This window comes from Paraoerskovia marina DSM 21750, assembly GCF_000701465.1.
Lineage (GTDB): Bacteria > Actinomycetota > Actinomycetes > Actinomycetales > Cellulomonadaceae > Paraoerskovia > Paraoerskovia marina.
Genome location: NZ_JNIY01000006.1, coordinates 208,257 through 229,732, shown reverse-complemented (window position 1 = coordinate 229,732; position 21,476 = coordinate 208,257). Strand labels below are relative to the sequence as shown.

Below are 21,476 nucleotides of genomic sequence, written 5' to 3'. Positions count from 1 at the left end.
CAGCCGTGCGACGAGCACGAGTTCACCGTCACACCCCCGACCACGCCGCCGACGCCGCCGAGCCCCTCGCTCCCGGTCACCGGTGCCCAGATCGCCGCCCTGGCCGCCCTGGTGCTCCTGCTCCTGATCGGCGGAGCAGCCCTGCTGGGCAGCGGCCGCCTGCGCCGCCGCCACGACGGGCACGACGACGCAGGGGGTGTCGGGTCGCTGTAACCCTGCCAGACACATGAAGGACGGGCGTGGGTCCTGCCGCAACCGCGGCAAGACCCACGCCCGCGTTCGCTGCCCACCGCGGAGACTCATCGCCTAGGCTGCGGGACGTGGAGCCACCCGTGACCCTCACCGCCGTCGCCCAGGACTATCTCAAGGTCGTCTGGTCGGCCCAGGAGTGGTCGGACGAGCCGGTGACGACCAAGCTTCTCGCCGAGCGACTCGGGGTCGGGGCGTCGACCGTCTCGGAGACGGTCCGGAGGCTAGCCACACAGGGCCTGCTCGACCACGCGCGCTACGGTGCCGTCCAGCTCACCGCGCGGGGCCGGGACCACGCCGTCGAGATCATCCGCCGCCACCGTCTGATCGAGACGTTCCTCGTCCAGACGCTCGGCTACGGGTGGGACGAGGTTCACGACGAGGCGGAGGTCCTCGAGCACGCGGTCTCGGACCGGATGGTGGACCGCATCGACGACCTGCTCGGGCACCCGGTGCGTGACCCGCACGGCGACCCGATCCCCACCCGCGACGGGCAGGTGCGCCGGGTCGACGCCGAGCTGCTGGCGCACGTGTCGGCCGGCACCCAGGGTGTCGTCGCGAGGATCTCCGACGCGGACCCCGCGGTCCTGCGCACGCTCGCGGAGCAGGGGATAGATCTCGACGTCGGGATCGAGCTCCTCGCGCGCGACGAGCGGACGGGGGCGATCCGCGTCCGCACCACGGACACGGACGGGACGACGGCACCCGAACCCCTGGAGCTCGGGCTCGCCGCCGTGTCCTCGATCTGGGTCTCGCTGCGCGCCTGAGTGCGATGCGGTCGGCGACACGGCCGACCGGTGGAACGTCCAGCGGGTACCCAGCATGCGACGCTACCTTAACCGCGCACGCACCCGGCGTGCGATGACCGCGGGCCGACGACGCCCCCGACCGAGGAGTGCCGCGTGAGCGACGACACCCAGATCGACGAATCCGCCGCGAGCGGGTCCCGGCTCTCGACCCGCGTGTGGGCCTGGGTCCTCCTGGTCGGCGGCCTGATCGGCTTCTACGCGTCGTTCGAGCTCACGATCGAGCGGATCCGGACGCTCGAGGACCCCAGCTACGTCCCGAGCTGCGACCTGAGCGCCTGGGCGACCTGCGGGCCTGCGATGGGCTCCTGGCAGGGGTCGTTGCTCGGCTTCCCCAACCCGCTCGTCGGGATCGCAGCGTTCGCGGTCGTCGTGACCACCGCGGTCGTCGTCCTGACCGGCGCGACCCTGCCGCGGTGGTACCGGTTGGCGCTGTTGGTCGGAGCGACCGTCGGCCTCGGCTTCGTGGTGTTCGCGATCTGGACGAGCCTGTACGTGCTCGGTGCACTGTGCCCCTGGTGCATGGTCGTCTGGGCCGTGACGATCCCGATCTTCTGGCTTCACCTCGTCTACTGCGTCCAGGAGCGCGACCTGAGCGTCGGGGAGGGGCTGCGGCGCGCTCTCGTGCAGAACCGGTGGGTGGGTCTGGCGCTGCTGTACGTCGCCGTCCTGCTGTGGGTGATGATCACGATGGGCGACGTGATCGTCGCATCGTTCTAGCCCTGCCCGCCGGTACGATTGCCGGTGTGAGTACGCCTGAGACAACCCCACGGTCCACCGACGCAGCCGGAGCCCCCGGCGAGCCGAGCTTCCGCTACACCCCGGCGATGGCCGAGGAGATCGAGCTCCGCTGGCAGGACCGGTGGGAGTCGAGCGGGACCTTCTACGCCGCGAACCCGTCCGGCGCGCTCACGGACGGCAACGGCGAGCACGCCGGCGACCGTCCGCCGTTCTTCATCATGGACATGTTCCCCTACCCGTCGGGCGCGGGCCTGCACGTGGGCCACCCGCTCGGGTACATCGCGACCGACGTCGTCGGCCGGTTCCGCCGCATGCAGGGCGACAACGTGCTGCACACGCTCGGGTACGACGCGTTCGGCCTGCCTGCGGAGCAGTTCGCCGTGCAGACGGGCCAGCACCCCCGCACGACGACCGAGGCGAACATGGTCAACATGCGCCGCCAGCTGCGCCGGATGGGCCTGGCCCACGACCCCCGCCGGACGTTCGCCACGATCGATCCCGAGTACGTGCGGTGGACGCAGTGGATCTTCCTGCAGATGTTCGGCTCCTGGTACGACGTCGACGCGGTGCGCCCGGACGGCGGCACCGGCCGCGCACGGCCGATCGCGGAGCTCGAGGCCGAGTACGCGGAAGGGACCCGTGCCGTGCCGGGCGGCCGGTCCTGGGCCGATCTGGACGCGGGGGAGCAGCGTGACGTCGTCGACTCCCAGCGGCTCGCCTACGTCTCCGAGGCGCCGGTCAACTGGTGCCCAGGTCTCGGCACGGTCCTGGCGAACGAGGAGGTCACCTCGGACGGGCGGTCCGAGCGCGGGAACTTCCCGGTCTTCCAGCGCAGCCTGCGTCAGTGGAACATGCGGATCACCGCCTACGCGGACCGTCTCGTCGACGACCTCGACCTGATCGACTGGCCCGAGAAGGTCAAGGCGATGCAGCGCAACTGGATCGGCCGGAGCGAGGGTGCGCAGGTGCGGTTCGCACTGCAGCCCTCGGCGTCCGCCCAGGACGCGGTGCCGGGTGTCGACGGGATCGAGGTCTTCACGACGCGTCCTGACACGCTCTTCGGGGCGACGTTCATGGTCGTCGCCCCCGAGCACCCGGTCGTCGACCAGGTGCCGGCCGCGTGGCCGGAGGGGACCAAGGACGCCTGGACCGGCGGACACGCGACGCCGCGGGAGGCTGTGACGGCCTACCGGGCCGAGGCCGCCGCGAAGACCGCGGTCGAGCGCCAGGCCGACGCCGGCAAGAAGACGGGCGTCTTCACGGGCCTCTTCGGCTCGAACCCCGTCGACGGGGCCGCCGTGCCTGTCTTCACCGCGGACTACGTCCTGATGGGCTACGGCACCGGCGCGATCATGGCCGTGCCCGGCGGCGACGCCCGCGACTTCGCGTTCGCCGAGGCGTTCGACCTGCCGGTGATCTACACCGTCGCGCCCGGCGGCGACGTCGACGCGCTCGACCGCGGCGAGGCCTTCACCGGTGACGGACTCGTCGTCAACTCGGCCGCGGCGTCGGACGACGGTGTGACCCTCGACGGCCTCGACGTCGCCACGGCCAAGCGGACCGTCATCGACTGGCTCGACGCGCGGGGCGCCGGCACCGGTACGGTCACCTACCGGCTGCGCGACTGGCTCTTCTCGCGCCAGCGCTACTGGGGCGAGCCGTTCCCGATCGTGTACGGCGAGGACGGGCGTCCCCTCGCCGTTCCCGAGAACCAGCTGCCGGTCGACCTGCCCGAGGTCCCGGACTACGCGCCCCGGGTGTTCGACGCCGACGACGCGGACTCGTCGCCCGAACCTCCGCTCGGCCGCAACCAGGACTGGGTCGACGTCGAACTCGACCTCGGCGACGGCCCGCGGACCTACCGGCGCGACACCAACACGATGCCGAACTGGGCGGGGTCGTGCTGGTACTACCTGCGCTACCTCGACCCGACCGACGACGAGCACGTCGTGTCGCCCGAGCTCGAGAAGTACTGGCTCGGTGCGCACCACAACGCCTCGTCGGGCCCTGCGGGGGGCGTCGACCTCTACGTCGGCGGCGTCGAGCACGCCGTCCTGCACCTGCTCTACGCACGCTTCTGGCACAAGGTGCTGCACGACCTCGGCCATGTCAGCTCCCTCGAGCCGTTCGGCAAGCTCTTCAACCAGGGCTACGTCCAGGCGTATGCGTTCCGCGACGACCGCGGACAGCCGGTCCCGGCCGCCGAGGTCGAGGAGCACGAGGACGGCGGCACGACGACGTACACGTGGAACGGCCAGACCGTCACCCGTGAGTACGGAAAGATGGGCAAGTCCCTGAAGAACGTCGTCACGCCCGACGAGATGTACGAGCAGTACGGCGCCGACACGTTCCGGGTCTACGAGATGTCGATGGGTCCGCTGGACCTGTCACGCCCGTGGGAGACCCGCGCCGTCGTGGGGGCCCAGCGCTTCCTGCAGCGGCTGTGGCGCAACGTCGTGGACGAGACCTCGGGCCGGACCACCGTGGTCGAGACCCCTGCGGACGCCGCGACCTTGCGCGCGGTGCACCGGACGATCGCCGACGTGACCGTCGAGATGGCCGAGATGCGGCCGAACACCGCGATCGCACGCCTGATCACGCTGAACAACCACCTGACGTCGCTCGGCGAGGTGCCGCGGGAGGCCGTCGAGCCGCTCGTGCTGATGACTGCCCCGGTCGCGCCGCACATCGCCGAGGAGCTGTGGCAGCGGCTCGGGCACGCGGAGTCGCTCGCGCACGAGCCGTTCCCGACCGCCCTGGACGAGTACCTCGTCGAGGAGTCGGTGACCTGCGTCGTGCAGGTCAAGGGCAAGGTGCGCGGCAAGATCACCGTCTCGCCGTCCATCTCCGAGGAGGACCTGCGCGCCGCGGCCCTCGCGGAGCCGAACGTGCAGCGTCAGATCGGCGACGCGGAGATCCGCAAGGTGATCATCCGTGCGCCGAAGCTCGTCAACGTGGTCGTCTGAACCGTTGAGCGGGGCGAGGTTTCTCGGGGCTCTCGCCGGGACCGAGCGGGCGTTCCGGATGCCGACGCTGGGCCTGCTGCACAAGCAGCAGGCCCCGTCCGTCGTCGCCGTGCTGGCGACCGTGTTCACCCCGGAGCGGCCGTCGGTCGCCGCCGAGCAGATGTACCTCGAGGTCGACGACCTGCTGGTCGAGCTGCACGACACCGGGCACGAGGTGGCCCTGACGGGCCCGGCCCGCGTACTGTGCACCCGGTGGGTGCGCGAGCGATGGCTCGTGCGTTCGCTCGACGACGGCGGCGCCGAGCACTACCAGCTCAGCAGCTATGCGGCGGAGGCGCTGGCCTTCGTCGACCGTGCGCGCGGCACCCGCGCCCTGGTGAGCGAGTCGCGGATCCGGACTCTCGTCGTCGCGCTCGAGGAGCTCGCCCGGGACGCCGAGCCCGACCGCGACGCACGGATGCGCGAGCTGCGCGGCGAGATCGACCGCGCCGAGCAGGAGCTCGCCCGGCTCGAGGCGGGAGGAGACGTCGTCGCCGTCGAGGACGACCGGCTCGTCGAGCAGCTCGACCATCTGCTGCTGCTGGTGCGCGAGCTGCCGGCGGACTTCGCCCGTGTCGCCGAGGCCGTCGTCGAGCTGCAGCGCGAGATCGTCTCCGGCCTGCGACAGGACGAGCGGGCCACCGGGACGGTCGTCGAGGAGTACCTGGACGCCTCCGAGACCCTCCTGGAACGCACGCCGGAGGGTCGTGCCTTCGCCGGTGCGATGGAGCTGCTGGGTGACCCTGCCCTGCTGGCGGCCCTCGACGAGCGCGTGGCCGTCCTCCTGGCCCACGACTTCACGGCGGATCTCCCGCCGGAGCGTCGTGCGGCGCTCCGCGGGCTGCGGACCCGCCTCGTCTCCGCCATCGACGTGGTGCTCGCCGCACAGGTCCGGTCGTCGCGGACGGTGACGGCGCAGATCCGGCACCACAACCCGCTGCGGGACCGAGAGCTCGACCGCGCGCTGCGCGAGGCGACCTCGGCGATGGCCGACTGGTTCCCGACGTCGGGGCGTGCGGCCCGGGTCGATCCGCTGCGCTGGTTCGAGCGTGCGCGGTTCGGCAAGCTGCGGACGTCGCTGCACGACCTGCGGCCCGAGACCCCGCCCGAAGGCCTCGACGACTGGACCGACGACGACGTCGTCGACGCGAATGCCGAGCTCGACGGCGTCCGGGCGATGGGCGGACCGCGGCACGCGGACGTCGATGCGCACCTGAGGGCGCTCGGTCGGCCGACGACCGTCGCGGCGGCCTTCTCCGCGGGGCCGGTCGCACTCCGGCGGCCGGTCGAGATCCTGGGGTACCTGGAGCGTGGAGCGTACGACGACGCCGGGTCGGGAGACGTTCCGGCCAGCCACCTGGAGCGCGTCGTCGCCGTCCGGGCGGACGGCAGCGAGAGAGAGTTCGTGGTGCCGCGGGTCGCGGTCACCGGGCCGACGACGGGGGACGAGCAGTGACCGACACCGTGAACGAGGACGACTCCTTCGTCGTCAGCCGTCCGATGGAGGACGACGAGCCGGCGATCTTCGCCGGGGACACCGGGACGCTGCCGCACGAGGCCCGCCGTGCTCTCGCGCTGGTGCTGCAGCGCCGGTACGTCTCTGCGGCTGACCACCCAGCGGAGTGGCGGTCGTTGCTCGCCCACCAGCAGGTGCTGGAGTCGCGGTGCCACGACATGTTCATCGACCTCGTCGTCGACCGCGACTTCGAGCTCGCGTACAAGCGACAGGTCCGCGACGACGGTCTGAGCCACGCCGTGCTGCTGCGGGACGAGCCGTACAAGCGGGTCGAGACGCTGCTGATGCTGTTCGTCCGGACCCAGTTCCGGCAGGAGCACGGGGCCGGGGAGCGGGCGGCCTACGTGGACGCGGAGGAGATGGTCGACTACGCGCTCGGTTTCCTGGCGCACGACGAGACCAACCTCGCGGCCCGACGGCGCGAGATCGACAACGCGGTCGCGACGCTCGTCCGGGAGCACGTCCTCGACGAGGTCGCGCCGGGCCGGTTCCGGATCCTTCCGGTCGTGGAGATCCTGCTCCCGGTCGAGCGACTGACCGAGCTCACCCGGTGGCTGACGGCCGCCGACGGGGAGTCCGCCGACACCGAGGAGTCCCTCGCATGAGCGCCCGGATGAACGACTCGCTCTTCGGGCTGATCCCCGCCGCCTCGGACGGGCGGCAGTGGACCGCGCACAGCATGCAGCTGGTCAACTGGGGCGGCTACCACGGCCACCACGAGGTCCGGTTCTCCGGTGGGGCGACGCTGCTCTCGGGAGCCTCGGGGTCGGGCAAGTCCACCCTGCTGGACGCGTACATCGCCCTGATGATGAGCCACACGACGCCGTTCAACGGGGCGTCGAACGGCACGACCAGCGGGCGTGCCCGCGGGCGCGAGCAGCGCTCGGTCCTGTCCTACGCCCGCGGCAAGGTGGACGAGTCCCGCGAGGACGGGTCGACGTCGTCCCGGGACCGCGTGCTGCGCGGAGACGGCGTGGACACCTGGTCGGCGATCTCGATGACCTGGACGGACCAGTCGGGCTCCGCCCTCACGGCGCTGCGGGCCTGGTACGTGCCGCGCGACGCCCAGCGCAACGAGGAGTGCGTCGTGGTGCGAGCGACGGCCGACGAGGTCTTCGACCTCCGACGGCTCGAGGATCTCGCGCCCGGCCGGTTCGCCCGGCCCGGGCTGGCGGACGCGGGACTCTCGCTCTTCGACACGGACGTCGCGTTCGCCACCCGCCTGCACGCCGCCCTGGGGATCGGTGCCGCCGGCGACGGGCACAAGGCGATGCAGCTGCTCGGACGCATCCAGGCCGGCCAGGCCATCACGACGGTCGACGCGCTGTACAAGGCGATGGTGCTCGAGGAGCCCGAGACCCTGGCGGTGGCGCAGCGGGCGGTCGAGCACTTCGACGAGCTCGCGGCGGTCCGGGAGGAGATGCTCACGGCCACCCGCCAGGTCGAGGTGCTGCGCCCGATGATCGGTCTGCGGGACCAGATCGACGAGGCCGCCGCATCCGTGGCGCTCCTCGACGGGCTCGGTGCGGCCGGCGCGTCGACCGGCGGCGGTCCGACGCCGTTCACCGCCTGGCGGGACGCACGACGCCTCGCGCTCGTGCGGGCCGAGGAGGCGACGAACCGGGCTGCCCATCGCACGGCGCAGGAGCGGCGTGCGGCTGCGGCCGCCCGGATCACGACCGCCGAGGGCGAGCTCGACGAGGCCCGCGCGGCACGGACCCGTCAGGGCGGCGACGCCGTCGAGGGTGCGGAGCGCGAGGTACGCCGCGCCGCCGAACGGCTCGAGGCCGTCCGGACCGCTCGTGCCTCTCTCGACCCGCCGCTCGACGTCCTGGGGAGGACGGTGGGTTCCGAGCCGGAGCTGGCGCGGCTCCAGCGTGAGGGCCGGGCGTTCGTCGAGAACAGGTCGGAGCGGGCCGCGTCCCGTGAGTCCGCCACGTTCGCCGCGCGTCAGCACGCGAGCGACGTCGGCCGTCGCCTCGTCGCGCTGGAGGCGGAGAAGGAGTCGTTCTCCCGACGGCGCGGCAACGTCGGCGCCGAGGACGACGCAGCGCGCTGCGCGCTGGCCGAGGCAGCCGGCCTGGCGCCCGAGGAGCTGCCGTTCGTCGCGGAGCTGCTGGAGGTCCGCCCCGCGTACGAGCCGTGGCGGGACGCGATCGGCACCGCCCTCGGCGGGTTCGCGACGGTGGTGCTCGTGGACCACGCACGGCTCGACCGTTTCCGGAGCGCGATCGACTCCGTGGACCTGCGACGCCGGGTGCGGTTCGAGGGGGCCGAGACGGGTCTGCCGCTGGCGGACGACGCCGACCCGGCGACGCTGCCGGGCCGTGTCGAGGTCAAGGCGGGACCGTTCGGAGGATGGCTGGCCGAGCGCCTCGACCAGCGGTTCGACCACGTCTGCGTCGACGACCCGGGCGAGCTGTCCCGACACCCGCGCGCCCTGACCAGGACGGGGCAGGTCTCCGACGGACGGCGCGGCGCGCACGGCGGCGGTCGGCGTGCGTCGGTGCTCGGCTTCAGCAACGCCGCGCGGCTGGACACGCTGACCGAGGAGATCACGGCGGCGCGCACCGATCTGCGCGAGGCCGAGGCAGCGGCCGAGGAGGCTCGTCACGGAGACGCGGCGGAGACCGACCGTGTCGTCGCGTACACCCAGTGCCTCGCCGTCGCGTGGGAGGACGTCGACGTGGCCGGGGCCGAGGCGGCCCTCGCCGAGCGCACCTCCCGGCGCGACGCGCTGCTCGCGGGCTCCGACGTGCTGCAGGCCCTGCAGGACGACGAGGAGCGGATCCGCACCCGGCTCACCGCCCTCTACCGCGAGCGGGCCGACGCCGAGAATCAGGTTCAGGCGCTCGCCGAGCAGTGGGCGGCCATCACCGACCTCGTCGACGAGGTGACGGACGCCGTCGCGCAGGCCGACGACGGCCCGTCGGTCGGGACCGCCGAGCAGACGGCGCGGCTCGACGCGGCGCTCGACGCCGTGCTGGCGGAACCCGCCACGAGCGTGGCGGCGTTCTCTGCGGCCACCCACGCCGTCGTGCGCGAGCTCGAGCGGGACCGCGAGGCGGCCGTGGAGTCCGGTCGGTCCGCGCGCGCCGCGCTCGGGGCGATCTTCGAACGGTTCTGCGACACGTGGCCGAACCCGAACCTGGGCACGGACCCCGAGGCGTCCTACGCGGACTTCCTCCGGGTCTACGAGGAGATCGAGCACCAGCAGCTCTACCAGCTGCAGGAGCGGTGGTCGCGGACCATCGGCAGGCTCAGCGGCAACGACCTCACGCTCCTGAACTCGGTCATGACCCGGTCGGTGGCGGAGATCCGCGAGCGGATGGAGCCGGTCAACGCGATCCTCTCGACGTTGCCGTTCCGCGACGACGAGCACCGGCTGCGGATCACCGCGACGGTCACCGAGGCCGCGGACATCTCCTCGTTCCGCCGTGCGCTGCGCGACCTTGCCGCCGACCCCGGCGAGCAGACGGCGGCGCAGCGGACCCGGCGGTTCGACCGAATGGCGCGACTGATCGACCGGATCCGTCCGGACAGCCCGGAGCGGCGGCGACTCGTCGACGTCCGGGACCACGTGCGCATCAGTGCCGAGTGCGTGGACCTCGACGGCACCCACGTCAGCGTCTACGACCACATCGCGGGCAAGTCGGGAGGGGAGTCGCAGGAGCTCGTCGCGTTCATCGTGGGAGCCGCGCTGCGCTACCAGCTCGGCGACGCCGGCGCGGCACGGCCGCGGTACGCCCCGGTCTTCCTCGACGAGGCGTTCATCAAGGCGGACGCGCGGTTCGCCGGGCGTGCCGTCGGAGCCTGGCGGGGGCTCGGCTTCCAGCTCGTCATCGGGGCGCCGCTCGACAAGGTCGGCGCGCTCGAGCCGCACGTCGACGTCGTCCTGCAGGCCGTCAAGGACGACCGGGGGAGGTCTCGCCTGGTGACGCTCGTCGGGGCGCCGGAGCCGGCCCCGGCGACGGCCCTGCGATGATGGTCGCGTGACCTCCGTCGACCCCGCCGCGCGCGTCGCCGTCGTCACCGACTCGACCGCGTCGTTCCCCGACGGGTTCGACCACGGTACCGACGTCGTCCCGCTCCACGTGATCGTCGACGGCGCGCCGTTCCGGGAGAAGGTCGACGTCACCGACCACGAGGTGGCGGAACAGCTCCGGGCCGGTACGTCCGTCACGACGTCGCAGCCCTCGCCGCAGGAGTTCCTCGAGGTCTACGAGCGCGTGGCGCGGGCGGGTGCTCGGGCGATAGTGTCCGTCCACCTCTCGGGTGACCTCTCCGGGACGGTGCACGCCGCGGCTCTCGCCGCCACGCGGTCGCCCGTGCCCGTGCGCGTCGTCGACTCCCGGACGACGGCGATGGCGCTGGGCTTCGCCGCGGCACAGGCCGCCCGTGCGGCACGCGGCGGGGCGAGCGCTCGTGCCGTCGAGCGGAGGGCGCTCGCCGTCGCGAGCACGAGCTCGGCCACCTTCCTCGTCGAGTCGCTCGACCATCTGCGCCGTGGTGGTCGGCTCAGCGGCCCCGCCGCGGCGCTCGGGACCGTGCTGGGGGTGCGGCCCCTGCTGGCCGTCCGGGACGGGCGGATCGTGGTCGCGCAGAAGGTGCGCACGCGGGCGGCGGCCGTCGACCGGTTGGTCTCGACCGCGGTCGAGCAGACCGAGCGGTGCTCGTACCCGCTGGTGGCCGTGCACCATCTGGGTGATCCGGACCGGGCTCATGACGTCGCGGGCGACCTGGCTCGACGGCTCGGCGTGCACGTCGAGGTCGCGTCGGTCAGCGCCGTCGTCGGGGCGCACGTCGGCGAGGGCGTGCTGGGCGTGATGGTGGCCGACGTCGGAGCGGTTCCAGGCTCCTAGCGTCGTCCACAGTCGTGCTGATCGCGATGCCCGTCCACGGGTGAACCGGGTCTCGCGGGCGACAGACGGAGAGCCGCCTAGCGTGCGAGGGTGAGACCCGGCGATCGACTCGACAGCATCGGCACCGCGCGGACGAGCCCGCTCGACGGCGCCGCGCGCGCCTACCGCGCGGCCTACGGCGACCCGGGAGCGCAGACGGGGTTCGACGACGTCCCTCGCCGTCCGCGGCGCGTCCGCCCTCGGCTCGGCATGGACCTGCGGACGGCGGTCTCGGCCGGGCTCGCCGTGCTGATCCTGGCCGTCGGGGTGCTCCTGCTGGGCCCCGGTCGGGCCGAGCAGGTTCCGCTCGGAGAGGTGCGGTCGCTGCCCCGCGCCTCGCAGGACGCGGGCGTGGACGGGCAGGACGCGGTCGCGGCAGGCGAGGACGGGTCCCCGCCTGCCGGTCGTGTGTCCGAGTCCGCTCCTGCGGCTCCGGGGGACGACCAGCCGGTTCCGACGTCGTCCCCGCGGCCCGGACTCGTCGTGCACGTCGTGGGCGAGGTGGCGGAGCCCGGTCTCGTCGACCTCGCCGCAGGGATGCGGGTGGCCGACGCGATCGCGGCCGCGGGTGGGCCGACGTCGACGGCCGACCTGGCGGCGCTCAACCTCGCGCGGGAGATCGCGGACGGCGAGCAGATCTACGTTCCTGCACCGGGGGAGGAGGTCCCGGTGGCGTCGGGCGCGGATCCGGGTTCGTCGGCCGAGGCCGGCCGGCCGGCCCTGGTGAACGTCAACACCGCGGACGCGGGCGCACTGGAAGGGCTTCCGGGTGTCGGTCCGGTGCTCGCTGCACGGATCGTCGGGCACCGGGAGGACCACGGGCCGTTCGCCAGCGTGGACGAGTTGGTCGAGGTGAGCGGGATCGGGGACGCCGTGCTCGAAGGACTCCGGGACCTGGCCACGACGTGAGACCGGATGCACGGCTGGTCCCCGTGGCGCTCGGCGCGTGGTGTGCAGCCTGGTGGGCGGTCGGTGAGCCGACGCCCGATCCTGTCGGCCGGGTGGCGTGGGCCCTGGGTGGGCTGGCGATCGGCGCATTCGCAGTCACCTGCGTGTTCCATCGCACCGGCCCGCCGGGGCCAGTGCCTCGGCGCGTCGGCCGGGCCTGTGCCCTGCTGGCCTGCTCGTGCCTCACCGCCGCGTCGGTCCTGGCGGTCGCGGCCGTCGACCTCGCAGCACGCGGCGGGTGCGACGTGCGGGCGATCGCCGCGGCCGGAGGGTGGGTGAGCGTCGACGCGGTCGTGGTCGGTGACCCGGTGCCGACCACCGGGTTCGGCGCCACGCGCTGGCGTCGCGGTCTGGACATGGTGGTCGTCGAGCACCGATCCGTGCGGTGCGCCGTCCGGACCCCGCTCGACGTCGTCGGCGGTCTCGGCCCTGAGGACGTGGTCGTCGGCGACACGATCACCACGAGCGGTGTGCTGGGCGAGGGGATCCGGGGTCCCGAGCTGTCCGCCGACGACCTCGTCGTGACCGCGCCGGCCCGCGCGCTCCTCCGCGTCGTCGCCGACGTGCGGGCGGACCTCCTGTCGGCGACCGACGGCCTGTCCCCGCAGGCTCGTGGACTCGTCCCCGGCGCTGCGATCGGAGACACCACGAGGGTGCCGGAGGAGGTCACCGACGCCATGCTCGTCACCTCCCTGACACACATCACCGCGGTCTCCGGCGGACACGTCGCGGTCGTGGTCGCCGCCGTCGCGTGGTGCTGCGGCGGGCTCCGGCTGCGGCGCAGCGCCCGGGTGCTCGTCGCCGGCGCCGCGCTCACCGCGTTCGTGCTCCTGGTGCGCCCCGACCCCAGCGTCGTCAGGGCCGCGGCCACCGGTGCGGTCGGTCTCCTGGCTCTCGTCCTGCGGCGGCCGGCTGCCGCGGTGCCCGGACTGTCCGCGGCGGTCGTCGTTCTTCTGGTGCTCGATCCGTGGCTCGCCCGGTCCTACGGGTTCGTGCTGTCGACCGTGGCGACCGCGGGGCTGGTGACGCTCGCCGGACCGATCGCCCGCCGGATCCCGGGACCCCGGGTTCTCGCGTTCGCGGTCGCCGTGCCCGTGGCGGCGCAGCTCGTCTGCGGGCCGGTGCTGATCCTGCTCGAGCCGTCCGTCTCGGTGTACGCGGTCCCCGCGAACCTCCTCGCGTGCGTCGCTCTCGCCCCCGCCACGATCCTGGGACTCGCGGCCACGGCCGTGGCTCCGTGGTGGCCCGCGGCGGCGACCCTGATCGCCTGGTGCGCCGGCCTGGCGACGGGGTGGATCGCCCTCGTCGCGCAGGTCTTCGCCGCGTTGCCGGGAGCGAGCCTCACGTGGCCCGAGGGGCTCCTCGGCGCGGCGGGACTCGCCGTCCTGACGGCGGTGGGCGTCGAGGGCCTGCGCCGTGCGATACCTCCGCTCGACGAGCGTGCCGACCCGTGAGCGTCGGCCGGTCGGTGGCTCGTGGCACGCTAGTGCCATGCCCGCCGCCACCGCCCGCCGCTCGTCCGTCGACTGGCGCACCGTCGCCCCCGCACCGTTGATCCTGATCCGGGGGACCGAGGGGCTGCTCGCGGATCGTGCGGTGGCGCGCGTGCTCGAGCTCGCACGGGAGCAGAACCCGGAGACGGACCGCATCGACGTCGAAGGCGCGACGTACGAGGCGGGAATGCTCGCCGTCGCGACCAGCCCGACGCTCTTCGACGACCCGTCGGTCGTCGTCGTGCGCGGTGCCGAGGCCTGTACCGACGCACTCGTCACGGACCTCGTCGCCTATGCGGCGGCGCCGGATGCGGAGGCGACGGTCGTGGTCGTCCACGGGGGAGGCCAGCGCGGCAAGAAGATGCTCGACGCGATCACCGCCTCGGGGGCTCCGGTCGTGACGTGCGACCCGCTGAAGAAGGACCCCGAACGGGTGTCGTTCGTCGAGCAGGAGTTCAGGGCCGCGCGGCGCAAGGCCGAGCCGGCCGCGGTCCGGGCCCTCGTCGACGCCCTCGGGAACGACCTGCGCGAGCTCGCTGCCGCGTGCACGCAGCTCGTGACCGACAGCACCGGGACGATCACCGCCGAGCTCGTCGACCGGTATCACGGTGGACGGGTCGAGGCCACGGGCTTTCGGGTCGCCGACGCGGCGGTCGCCGGCGCAGCGGGTGACGCGGTGACGATGCTGCGGCACGCCCTGGCGACGGGCGCGGACCCGGTACCGCTCGTCGCGGCGCTGGCGATGAAGCTGCGGGCGTTGGCGAAGGTGTCCGCGATGCGCGGCGGCGTGACCGCCCGTGAGCTCGGGCTTGCGCCGTGGCAGGTGGACCGGGCCCGCAAGGAACTGCGGGGGTGGACTCCTGACGGGCTCGCCGAGGCGATCGGCGCGGTGGCGCGTGCGGACGCGGAGGTCAAGGGTGGTGGGCGCGATCCCGTCTACGCGGTCGAGCGGGCGGTGCTGGTGATCGCGCGGAACGCCAGGGCGCGGTAGAGGCCCGGGACGCGCGCAAGGCGCCACCCGACCGGGTGACGCCTTGCGGTGTCGTGCAGGGGCCGTGCATGGCGCACGACCGACGAGTCCGGGGACTCAGAGCGCGTTGACGGCCTTCGCGAGCGCCGACTTGCGGTTGGCAGCCTGGTTCTGGTGGATAACACCCTTGGTGGCTGCCTTGTCGAGCTTCTTCGAGGCGGCGGTGAGCGCCGTGGTGGCCGCGTCCTTGTCGCCGGCGGCGACCGCCGCACGAACCTGACGCACGTGCGTGCGCAGCTCCGCCTTCACCGAGTTGTTGCGCAGGCGCGCCTTCTCGTTGGTCTTGATGCGCTTCATCTGGGACTTGATGTTTGCCACGTTCAGAACTTCCTGGTGTGTTCGCGTGAGCGAGCGGATAGGTCGTAGAGGGCGGCCACAGCGCCGGGACTCGGGGTGGGGAACCCGTGGAGAGGAACTGTGGCGGTGCCCGCCGACCTGGGCGGACACGCAACTGCCCATGCTATCAGGCTGGCGGCGGCTCAGTGTCCGTGGCGACGGATGCCCTTGATCACGTCGTTGAACGTCCGCTCGGGCATGATCGCGCCCTCGCGACGGACGGTCGCCGGGTCGATGCGGATCACCCGGTCGAGGCGCACCTCGGACGGACGCCCGCGGCTGTCCCACGGTCCGGTGCCGATGTCCTGCCAGTAGCGGCCCCAGCGCGCCTCCTGGGCGGCGTCGACGTCATGGTCCTTGCTCGTCAGCATCAGCACGAGCAGCCACGACCCGTCCCGGCCGACGACGAGGACCGGCCTGTCCTTGCCCTGCGTCGCGTCGTCCTCGTACGGGACCCAGGTCCAGACGACCTCGCCGGGGTCGGCGTTGCCGTCCAGGGCGGGGGAGTACTCGGCGCGCACGGTTCCGGTGTAGTCGCCCGGGTAGGAGCCGCGAGCCGTCGTGCGAGAGCGAGGTGTCGGGCGTGGGCGCGACGTCTTGCTTCTGCCGCCCGTGAGGGCGCGCAGGACGTCGGAGACGAGGTTGAGCCAGCGTGAGGAGGACACGCGTGCACAGTAGCCGGTCGTGTGTTCCCGTGGCCCGTCCCGTCCCGTCCCGCCCCGTCCCGTCGCCCGCGCGGAGCCGCGCTACGAGGTCAGGCCCGCCTCGAGGAGCGCGTCCACGGCCGACGGATCCCCCGACACCTCGAACCCTGGTGACGAGAGGTCGATCCGGTTCCACAGGAGCAGTGCGAGGTCTCGCGAGGTACCGCGGACCGTCGCGCCGGCGTCGCCGTCACCGACGACCCACCGGTCGCCGGAGTCCGTCGCGACGATCTCGACGGGTGAGGTGATCAGCGACGCGGCGCCGCGGGCCTGGCGTGCCGGGCCCAGCACCGACACCACCTCGTCGACCGTGTCGGCCCAGACCTCGGGGGCGAACGTCGGGGCCTGCGTCCCGGCCGCTGTCGCGACGTCGTCGAGGTGGATCAGCGTCTCGTGCAGCTGTCGGCGCCACCAGTACGCGGCGACGCCCCTCCCGCCGAGAGTGAGAGCAGGGGAGTCGGGGCCGGTCTCGGCGAGCGTCGCGTGCAGGTGTCGGGCGGCCCAGCGGTAGATGCGGTCGAGGGACTCGGCGTCGCGCGGTCGGTCGGGGTTCTCCGTGCGGAGCACCACGCCGACGGCCATCCCGGCCGCCCACCAGTGCACCCGCGCCAGATGCAGGACCACGTCCGCGACCCGCCACTCGCCGCACACGGGGACGGGTGCCTCCGGGTCGGCGGTCGACGCGACGTCGGCGAACGCCGCTTGTGCCTGCGCGAGAAGGGCCAGGCGGTCGACGGGTGCGGAGCGCCCCGCGGGGGAGTCGCCTGGGTCCGGATGCGTCGGAAGAGCACGGGTCATGGGAGAATCGTGCCTCTCCCTGCCCGCCGTCGACCAGACCGGAGCGCACTCGCGTTGTCACCGATCCCTTCCGCCACCCAGGCCGACCGCATTCGACCGTCGTCGACGCCGTCCGAGCTGCTGCGCAACTTCTGCATCATCGCGCACATCGACCACGGCAAGTCGACCCTCGCCGACCGCATGCTCCAGCTCACCGGCGTCGTCGAGCAGCGTGCGATGCGGGCGCAGTACCTCGACCGCATGGACATCGAGCGCGAGCGCGGTATCACCATCAAGTCGCAGGCCGTGCGGATGCCGTGGGCGATCCCGGACGCCGACGGCGTGCAGGTCCCGCACGCGCTGAACATGATCGACACCCCTGGGCACGTCGACTTCACGTACGAGGTGTCTCGCTCCCTCGCCGCGTGCGAGGGTGCCGTGCTCCTCGTGGACGCCGCGCAGGGCATCGAGGCGCAGACCCTCGCGAACCTCTACCTCGCGATGGAGAACGACCTGGAGATCATCCCGGTCCTGAACAAGATCGACCTCCCCGCGGCGCAGCCGGAGAAGTACGCGGAGGAGATCGCCGGTCTCGTCGGCGGAGACCCCGAGGACGTGCTGAAGGTCTCGGGCAAGACCGGCGAGGGCGTGGAGGCCCTGCTCGACCGGATCGTCGAGCGTGTCCCGGCCCCGGTCGGCGACGCCGAGGCTCCCGCCCGCGCCATGATCTTCGACTCGGTCTACGACACCTACCGCGGCGTCGTGACCTACGTCCGCGTCGTCGACGGCCAGCTGAACCCGCGCGAGAAGATCATCATGATGTCGACGCGGGCGACGCACGAGCTGCTCGAGATCGGCGTCAGCTCGCCGGAGCCGCAGCCGACCAAGGGTCTCGGGGTCGGTGAGGTCGGGTACCTCATCACCGGCGTCAAGGACGTCCGCCAGTCGAAGGTCGGCGACACGGTCACCAACGCGCAGAAGCCGGCGGACGACTCGCTCGGCGGCTACCAGGACCCGAAGCCGATGGTGTTCTCGGGCCTGTACCCGATCGACGGCTCCGACTACCCGGTGCTGCGCGACGCCCTCGACAAGCTGAAGCTGAACGACGCCGCGCTGAACTACGAGCCCGAGACGTCGGTCGCGCTCGGTTTCGGCTTCCGTGTGGGGTTCCTCGGCCTGCTGCACCTCGAGATCGTCCGCGAGCGCCTCGAGCGCGAGTTCGACCTCGCGCTGATCTCGACGGCCCCGAACGTCGTCTACAACGTGACGATGGAGGACCGCACCGAGGTCGAGGTGACCAACCCGAGCGAGTTCCCCGGCGGCAAGATCCGCGAGGTGCGCGAGCCGATCGTGCGCTCGACGGTGCTGGCCCCGAGCGAGTTCATCGGCACCATCATGGAGCTGTGCCAGTCGCGTCGCGGCACCCTGCTCGGGATGGACTACCTCTCCGAGGACCGTGTCGAGATGCGGTACACGCTGCCGATGGCGGAGATCGTCTTCGACTTCTTCGACCACCTGAAGTCCCGCACGCGCGGGTACGCCTCGTTCGACTACGAGCGCACCGGCGATCAGGCGGCGGACCTCGTCAAGGTCGACATCCTCCTGCAGGGTGAGCAGGTGGACGCGTTCAGCGCGATCGTGCACAAGGACGCCGCGTACGCCTACGGGCTGATGATGGTGGGCAAGCTGAAGGAGCTCATCCCGCGTCAGCAGTTCGAGGTGCCGATCCAGGCGGCCGTGGGCTCGCGGGTGATCGCCCGTGAGACGGTCCGCGCCATCCGCAAGGACGTCCTCGCCAAGTGCTACGGCGGTGACATCTCCCGCAAGCGCAAGCTGCTCGAGAAGCAGAAGGAGGGGAAGAAGCGCATGAAGACCATCGGTCGCGTCGAGGTCCCGCCCAACGCGTTCATCGCGGCGCTCTCCTCCGACGCTGGCGGTGGCAAGGAGACCAAGGACAAGCCGAAGAAGTGAGTCCGGCACTTCCCGACGGCGAGGACGCGCCCCGCGACGGTTCATTGCCCGGGTGGGTGGCCGGGCCGCGCGGGTCGCGCTTCGGCGTGTATCTGCACGTGCCGTTCTGCACGGTCCGGTGCGGGTACTGCGACTTCAACACGTACACCGCCACCGAGCTCGGTGGCGGTGCGAGCCAGATCGCGTACGCACGCACGGCGCTCGCCGAGATCGAGCTCGCCGGACGGACGATGCGTGCTGCGCGCCTGCCGGAGCGCGAGGCGTCGACGGTGTTCGTCGGGGGAGGGACCCCGACGATGCTGCCCGCCTCGGACCTGGTCCGGATGCTCGACGGCGTCCGGGACACCTGGGGGCTCGCGGACGGCGCCGAGGTCACCACGGAGGCGAACCCCGACTCCGTCACGCCCGAGTCGCTGGCCGCGCTCGCGGCGGGCGGCTTCACCCGCGTCTCCTTCGGCATGCAGTCCGCCGTCCCGCACGTCCTCGCCACGCTGGAACGGACCCACGACCCGGACCGGGTGCCCGACGTCGTGCGGTGGGCGCGCGACGCCGGGCTCGCCGTCTCGCTCGACCTCATCTACGGCACCCCGGGCGAGAGCCTCGACGACTGGCGTCGCAGCCTCGACACCGTGCTCGAGACGGGCGTCGACCACGTCTCCGCCTACGCGCTCGTGGTCGAGCCGGGCACCAAGATGGGCGCTCAGGTGCGTCGCGGCGAGCTCGAGCTGCCGAGCGGGGACGACCAGGCCGAGAAGTACGAGGTGGTGGACCGGGTGCTCACGAGCGCCGGCCTGTCCTGGTACGAGGTCTCGAACTGGTCGCGGACCCCGGAGCAGGCCTGTCGTCACAATCTGGCGTACTGGCGCGGAGACGACTGGTGGGGGATCGGGCCGGGGGCCCACTCGTACCTCGGGCCCTCGTCGACCCTGTCCGGGGAGCGCGGCACGGAGACCGAGAGCTCGGAGCCGAGCGCCGGCCTGCGGTGGTGGAACGTCAAGCACCCGCGGCGGTACGCGGCGCTGCTGGAGTCCGGCGAGAGCCCGGCGGCGGGGCGCGAGCGCCTCGACGTCGCCGACGCGCAGCTCGAGCGGGTGATGCTCGGGATCCGGCTCCGGGACGGCCTGGACCTCGCGGAGCTCTCCCCGGACGGACGGCGTGCCGTCGCCGGACACGTGGCGAACGGGTCGCTCGACGGCCGCGCGGCGCTCGCGGGCCGGGCGGTCCTCACGCTGCAGGGGCGGTTGCTCGCCGACGCGGTCGTGCGCGACCTGACCGACTGACCCGTCGACGGACTGACCGAGAAGCCCGCGCGGACCCTGGCAGTTTCGGTGAATCTCCGACAGAGTGGACGGCGATCGAACGTCCCGCAGATGCTCTGAAGGAGAACGATGTCCGAGAACACGCCCGGTGGTCCGCCGCGCGACGAGAACGACCCGTACAGCTCGAACACCAACCCCGGGATGCCGGGCCCTGGGATGCCGGGCGACAGCAGCGTGCCACCGCAGCCGATCCCCGGTGGCGGGTTCCCGGCCGCGCCCCCGCCCCAGGAGCCGTACGGTCAGCCGTCCCGGTACGACGAGCCGGTCTCCGTCGGGCAGGCCCTCCACTTCGGATGGGACCGCTTCAAGTCGAGCATGGGGACGTGGATCGGTGCGCTTCTGCTCATCCTGCTCATGAACATCGTCCTCGGGCTGATCGTCACGGTGCTCTCGCCGACGTACCAGTACGTCATCGAGAACTTCTCCGACCCGGACGCCCTCGCGGCGGTTCCGCAGCCTGGGTTCCTCGACGTCCTGCTCGGCTTCCTCGCCGCGGCCGTGAGCTTCGTGATCAGCTCGCTCGCGACGCACGGCGCGCTCGCCGCGGTCGACAAGCCTCGCGTGCGTCTCGCCGACTTCTTCGCGATCCGCAACGCGGGCAACATCGTGCTCCTCGGTTTCGTCGTCGGGTTCATCTCGTCGGTCCTGAGCCTGATCCCCGGAATCGGCGGCCTGCTCAGCGTCGCGGCGTACTTCTTCCTGATCTTCTCGCTGATGTTCGTCATCGACGCCGGCGAGAACGCGTTCGCGGCGATCGGGTCGAGCGCGAAGCTGGTCGCGGGCAGCGCCGGGGTCGTCATCGTGCTGATCGTGGCGAACATCGGGCTCTCGTTCCTGGGCGTCATCCTGTGCTTCGTCGGGCTGCTGTTCACGCTCCCCGTCGCGTACATCGCCCAGGCGTTCGTCTACCGCCGCCTGACCGCGAAGGCGGCGGCCTGACTCCGGACCTTCCTCGCCGGTCCACGAACGCCGCAGCGCCCCGCCTTCCGGGCGCGCTGTGGCGTTCGTCGCACTAGCCTGGCGGCACCAGACGAGGGAGAAGATCATGACCGAGAATCCCCAGGACCCGAATGCGCAGCAGAGGCCGGACGGTGTCCCACCGACACCACCGCCACAGCCGGGCGGGCAGACGCCCCAGAGCCCTCCGCCGCAGAACCCGCCTCCGCAGGGACCGCCCCCGCAGGGACCGCCTCCGGGGTACGGCCCGCCGCCGGGCCAGCCGTCCGGCGAGCAGGGCTTCTCGGCCTCAGGGCTGGCGAGCGACCTGTCCGGTGACGCGAAGGGCCTGTTCGGCTCGCTCTTCGACCTGTCCTTCACGCACTACATCACGCCGAAGATCGTGCGGATCGTCTACGTCATCGGCATGGTCGTCCTGGCGCTGGGGTGGCTCGTGGCCATCATCGTCGGTTTCACGGACAGTATCGGTGCCGGGCTGTTCGTCCTCCTCTTCGGGTGGATCTTCGTCCTGCTCTACCTCGTGATGTTCCGCATCTTGCTGGAGTTCTACACCGCCGTCGTCTCGACGGCCGAGACGATCCAGAAGTACGCGCACCGTGACGGGGTGAGATAGCCGAACACCCACGACGCCGCCCCATCTCCTGACGAGGTGGGGCGGCGTCGTCGTCGGTGGGCAGGGAACAAGTTGCGCCGCACAGGGGTTAACCGGCCAGGACCACGAAT

At 72.3% G+C, this 21,476-nt stretch carries 18 protein-coding genes; 15 read left to right on the top strand and 3 right to left on the bottom strand.

All coding sequences use genetic code 11. The annotated features are described in order from the left end of the window. The 11 genes from Q343_RS15300 to holA all read left to right on the top strand — a co-directional run. Positions 1-213, top strand: a 213-nt coding sequence (locus tag Q343_RS15300) for a hypothetical protein (RefSeq protein WP_029253705.1), incomplete at its 5' end; no start/stop codon positions are given. Between the two features lie 107 nt (positions 214-320). Then, a complete protein-coding gene (locus Q343_RS0111380) occupies positions 321-1,016 on the top strand; it encodes a metal-dependent transcriptional regulator (RefSeq protein ID WP_052367142.1) in 696 nt (231 codons plus the stop codon). Between the two features lie 135 nt (positions 1,017-1,151). Further along, complete coding sequence (locus Q343_RS0111375) at positions 1,152-1,775, top strand: vitamin K epoxide reductase family protein (RefSeq protein ID WP_043110012.1); 624 nt, start codon at positions 1,152-1,154, stop codon at positions 1,773-1,775. Positions 1,776-1,882: 107 nt separating this feature from the next. Further along, on the top strand, positions 1,883-4,762 hold the full coding sequence (leuS, locus tag Q343_RS0111370; protein ID WP_081829782.1) for a leucine--tRNA ligase: 2,880 nt from the start codon (positions 1,883-1,885) through the stop codon (positions 4,760-4,762). 4 nt (positions 4,763-4,766) lie between these two features. Then, the gene (locus tag Q343_RS0111365; RefSeq protein ID WP_029253701.1) at positions 4,767-6,257 is read left to right on the top strand and encodes a DUF3375 domain-containing protein; all 1,491 of its coding nucleotides are present in this window, start codon (positions 4,767-4,769) and stop codon (positions 6,255-6,257) included. Continuing rightward, complete coding sequence (locus Q343_RS0111360; protein ID WP_029253700.1) at positions 6,254-6,922, top strand: DUF4194 domain-containing protein; 669 nt, start codon at positions 6,254-6,256, stop codon at positions 6,920-6,922. Before Q343_RS0111365 ends, Q343_RS0111360 begins: the two co-directional genes overlap by 4 nt. Continuing rightward, the gene (locus tag Q343_RS0111355; RefSeq protein WP_155990731.1) at positions 6,919-10,302 is read left to right on the top strand and encodes an ATP-binding protein; all 3,384 of its coding nucleotides are present in this window, start codon (positions 6,919-6,921) and stop codon (positions 10,300-10,302) included. Before Q343_RS0111360 ends, Q343_RS0111355 begins: the two co-directional genes overlap by 4 nt. A gap of 7 nt (positions 10,303-10,309) precedes the next feature. Beyond that, on the top strand, positions 10,310-11,179 hold the full coding sequence (locus Q343_RS0111350) for a DegV family protein (protein ID WP_029253698.1): 870 nt from the start codon (positions 10,310-10,312) through the stop codon (positions 11,177-11,179). Between the two features lie 90 nt (positions 11,180-11,269). Further along, positions 11,270-12,127, top strand: coding sequence for a helix-hairpin-helix domain-containing protein (locus Q343_RS15630; protein WP_052367140.1), 858 nt, complete (start codon positions 11,270-11,272; stop codon positions 12,125-12,127). A gap of 173 nt (positions 12,128-12,300) precedes the next feature. Further along, positions 12,301-13,620 carry a ComEC/Rec2 family competence protein gene (locus Q343_RS14110; protein WP_155990730.1) on the top strand — a complete coding sequence of 440 codons (1,320 nt, stop codon included), beginning with the start codon at positions 12,301-12,303 and terminating at the stop codon, positions 13,618-13,620. A 37-nt stretch (positions 13,621-13,657) separates the two neighbouring features. Then, entirely contained in the window at positions 13,658-14,650 is a 993-nt protein-coding gene (holA, locus tag Q343_RS0111335; protein ID WP_029253695.1) for a DNA polymerase III subunit delta, read from the top strand. 96 nt (positions 14,651-14,746) lie between these two features. Here holA and rpsT read toward each other — a convergent pair whose 3' ends face one another. From rpsT to Q343_RS0111320, 3 genes are all read right to left on the bottom strand, one after another. Next, positions 14,747-15,007 carry a 30S ribosomal protein S20 gene (gene rpsT, locus Q343_RS0111330; protein WP_029253694.1) on the bottom strand — a complete coding sequence of 87 codons (261 nt, stop codon included), beginning with the start codon at positions 15,005-15,007 and terminating at the stop codon, positions 14,747-14,749. Between the two features lie 161 nt (positions 15,008-15,168). Continuing rightward, positions 15,169-15,690: a type II toxin-antitoxin system PemK/MazF family toxin gene (locus Q343_RS0111325; protein WP_043110011.1), complete on the bottom strand. Its 522-nt coding sequence runs from the start codon at positions 15,688-15,690 to the stop codon at positions 15,169-15,171. Between the two features lie 81 nt (positions 15,691-15,771). Further along, entirely contained in the window at positions 15,772-16,527 is a 756-nt protein-coding gene (locus tag Q343_RS0111320) for a maleylpyruvate isomerase family mycothiol-dependent enzyme (RefSeq protein ID WP_052367138.1), read from the bottom strand. Positions 16,528-16,581: 54 nt separating this feature from the next. Between Q343_RS0111320 and lepA the strand changes: the two genes are divergently transcribed. The 4 genes from lepA to Q343_RS14590 all read left to right on the top strand — a co-directional run bounded on the left by lepA (position 16,582) and on the right by Q343_RS14590 (position 21,366). Next, the gene (gene lepA / locus Q343_RS0111315; protein ID WP_029253691.1) at positions 16,582-18,477 is read left to right on the top strand and encodes a translation elongation factor 4; all 1,896 of its coding nucleotides are present in this window, start codon (positions 16,582-16,584) and stop codon (positions 18,475-18,477) included. Beyond that, complete coding sequence (gene hemW / locus Q343_RS0111310; RefSeq protein WP_029253690.1) at positions 18,474-19,757, top strand: radical SAM family heme chaperone HemW; 1,284 nt, start codon at positions 18,474-18,476, stop codon at positions 19,755-19,757. The genes lepA and hemW overlap by 4 nt, the downstream gene beginning before the upstream one ends. A gap of 108 nt (positions 19,758-19,865) precedes the next feature. Then, a complete protein-coding gene (locus Q343_RS0111305; RefSeq protein ID WP_029253689.1) occupies positions 19,866-20,735 on the top strand; it encodes a DUF2189 domain-containing protein in 870 nt (289 codons plus the stop codon). 106 nt (positions 20,736-20,841) lie between these two features. Beyond that, positions 20,842-21,366, top strand: coding sequence for a DUF4282 domain-containing protein (locus tag Q343_RS14590; RefSeq protein ID WP_052367137.1), 525 nt, complete (start codon positions 20,842-20,844; stop codon positions 21,364-21,366). Positions 21,367-21,476 lie beyond the last annotated feature (110 nt).

Bases quoted from the DNA above. Each gene is read 5' to 3' on its own strand.
- leuS (WP_081829782.1), top strand. From the start codon at position 1,883: ATGGCCGAGGAGATCGAGCTCCGCTGGCAGGACCGGTGGGAGTCGAGC.
- Q343_RS0111355 (WP_155990731.1), top strand. From the start codon at position 6,919: ATGAGCGCCCGGATGAACGACTCGCTCTTCGGGCTGATCCCCGCCGCC.
- holA (WP_029253695.1), top strand. From the start codon at position 13,658: ATGCCCGCCGCCACCGCCCGCCGCTCGTCCGTCGACTGGCGCACCGTC.
- Q343_RS0111320 (WP_052367138.1), bottom strand. From the start codon at position 16,527: ATGACCCGTGCTCTTCCGACGCATCCGGACCCAGGCGACTCCCCCGCG.
- Q343_RS0111305 (WP_029253689.1), top strand. From the start codon at position 19,866: ATGTCCGAGAACACGCCCGGTGGTCCGCCGCGCGACGAGAACGACCCG.
- Q343_RS14590 (WP_052367137.1), top strand. From the start codon at position 20,842: ATGACCGAGAATCCCCAGGACCCGAATGCGCAGCAGAGGCCGGACGGT.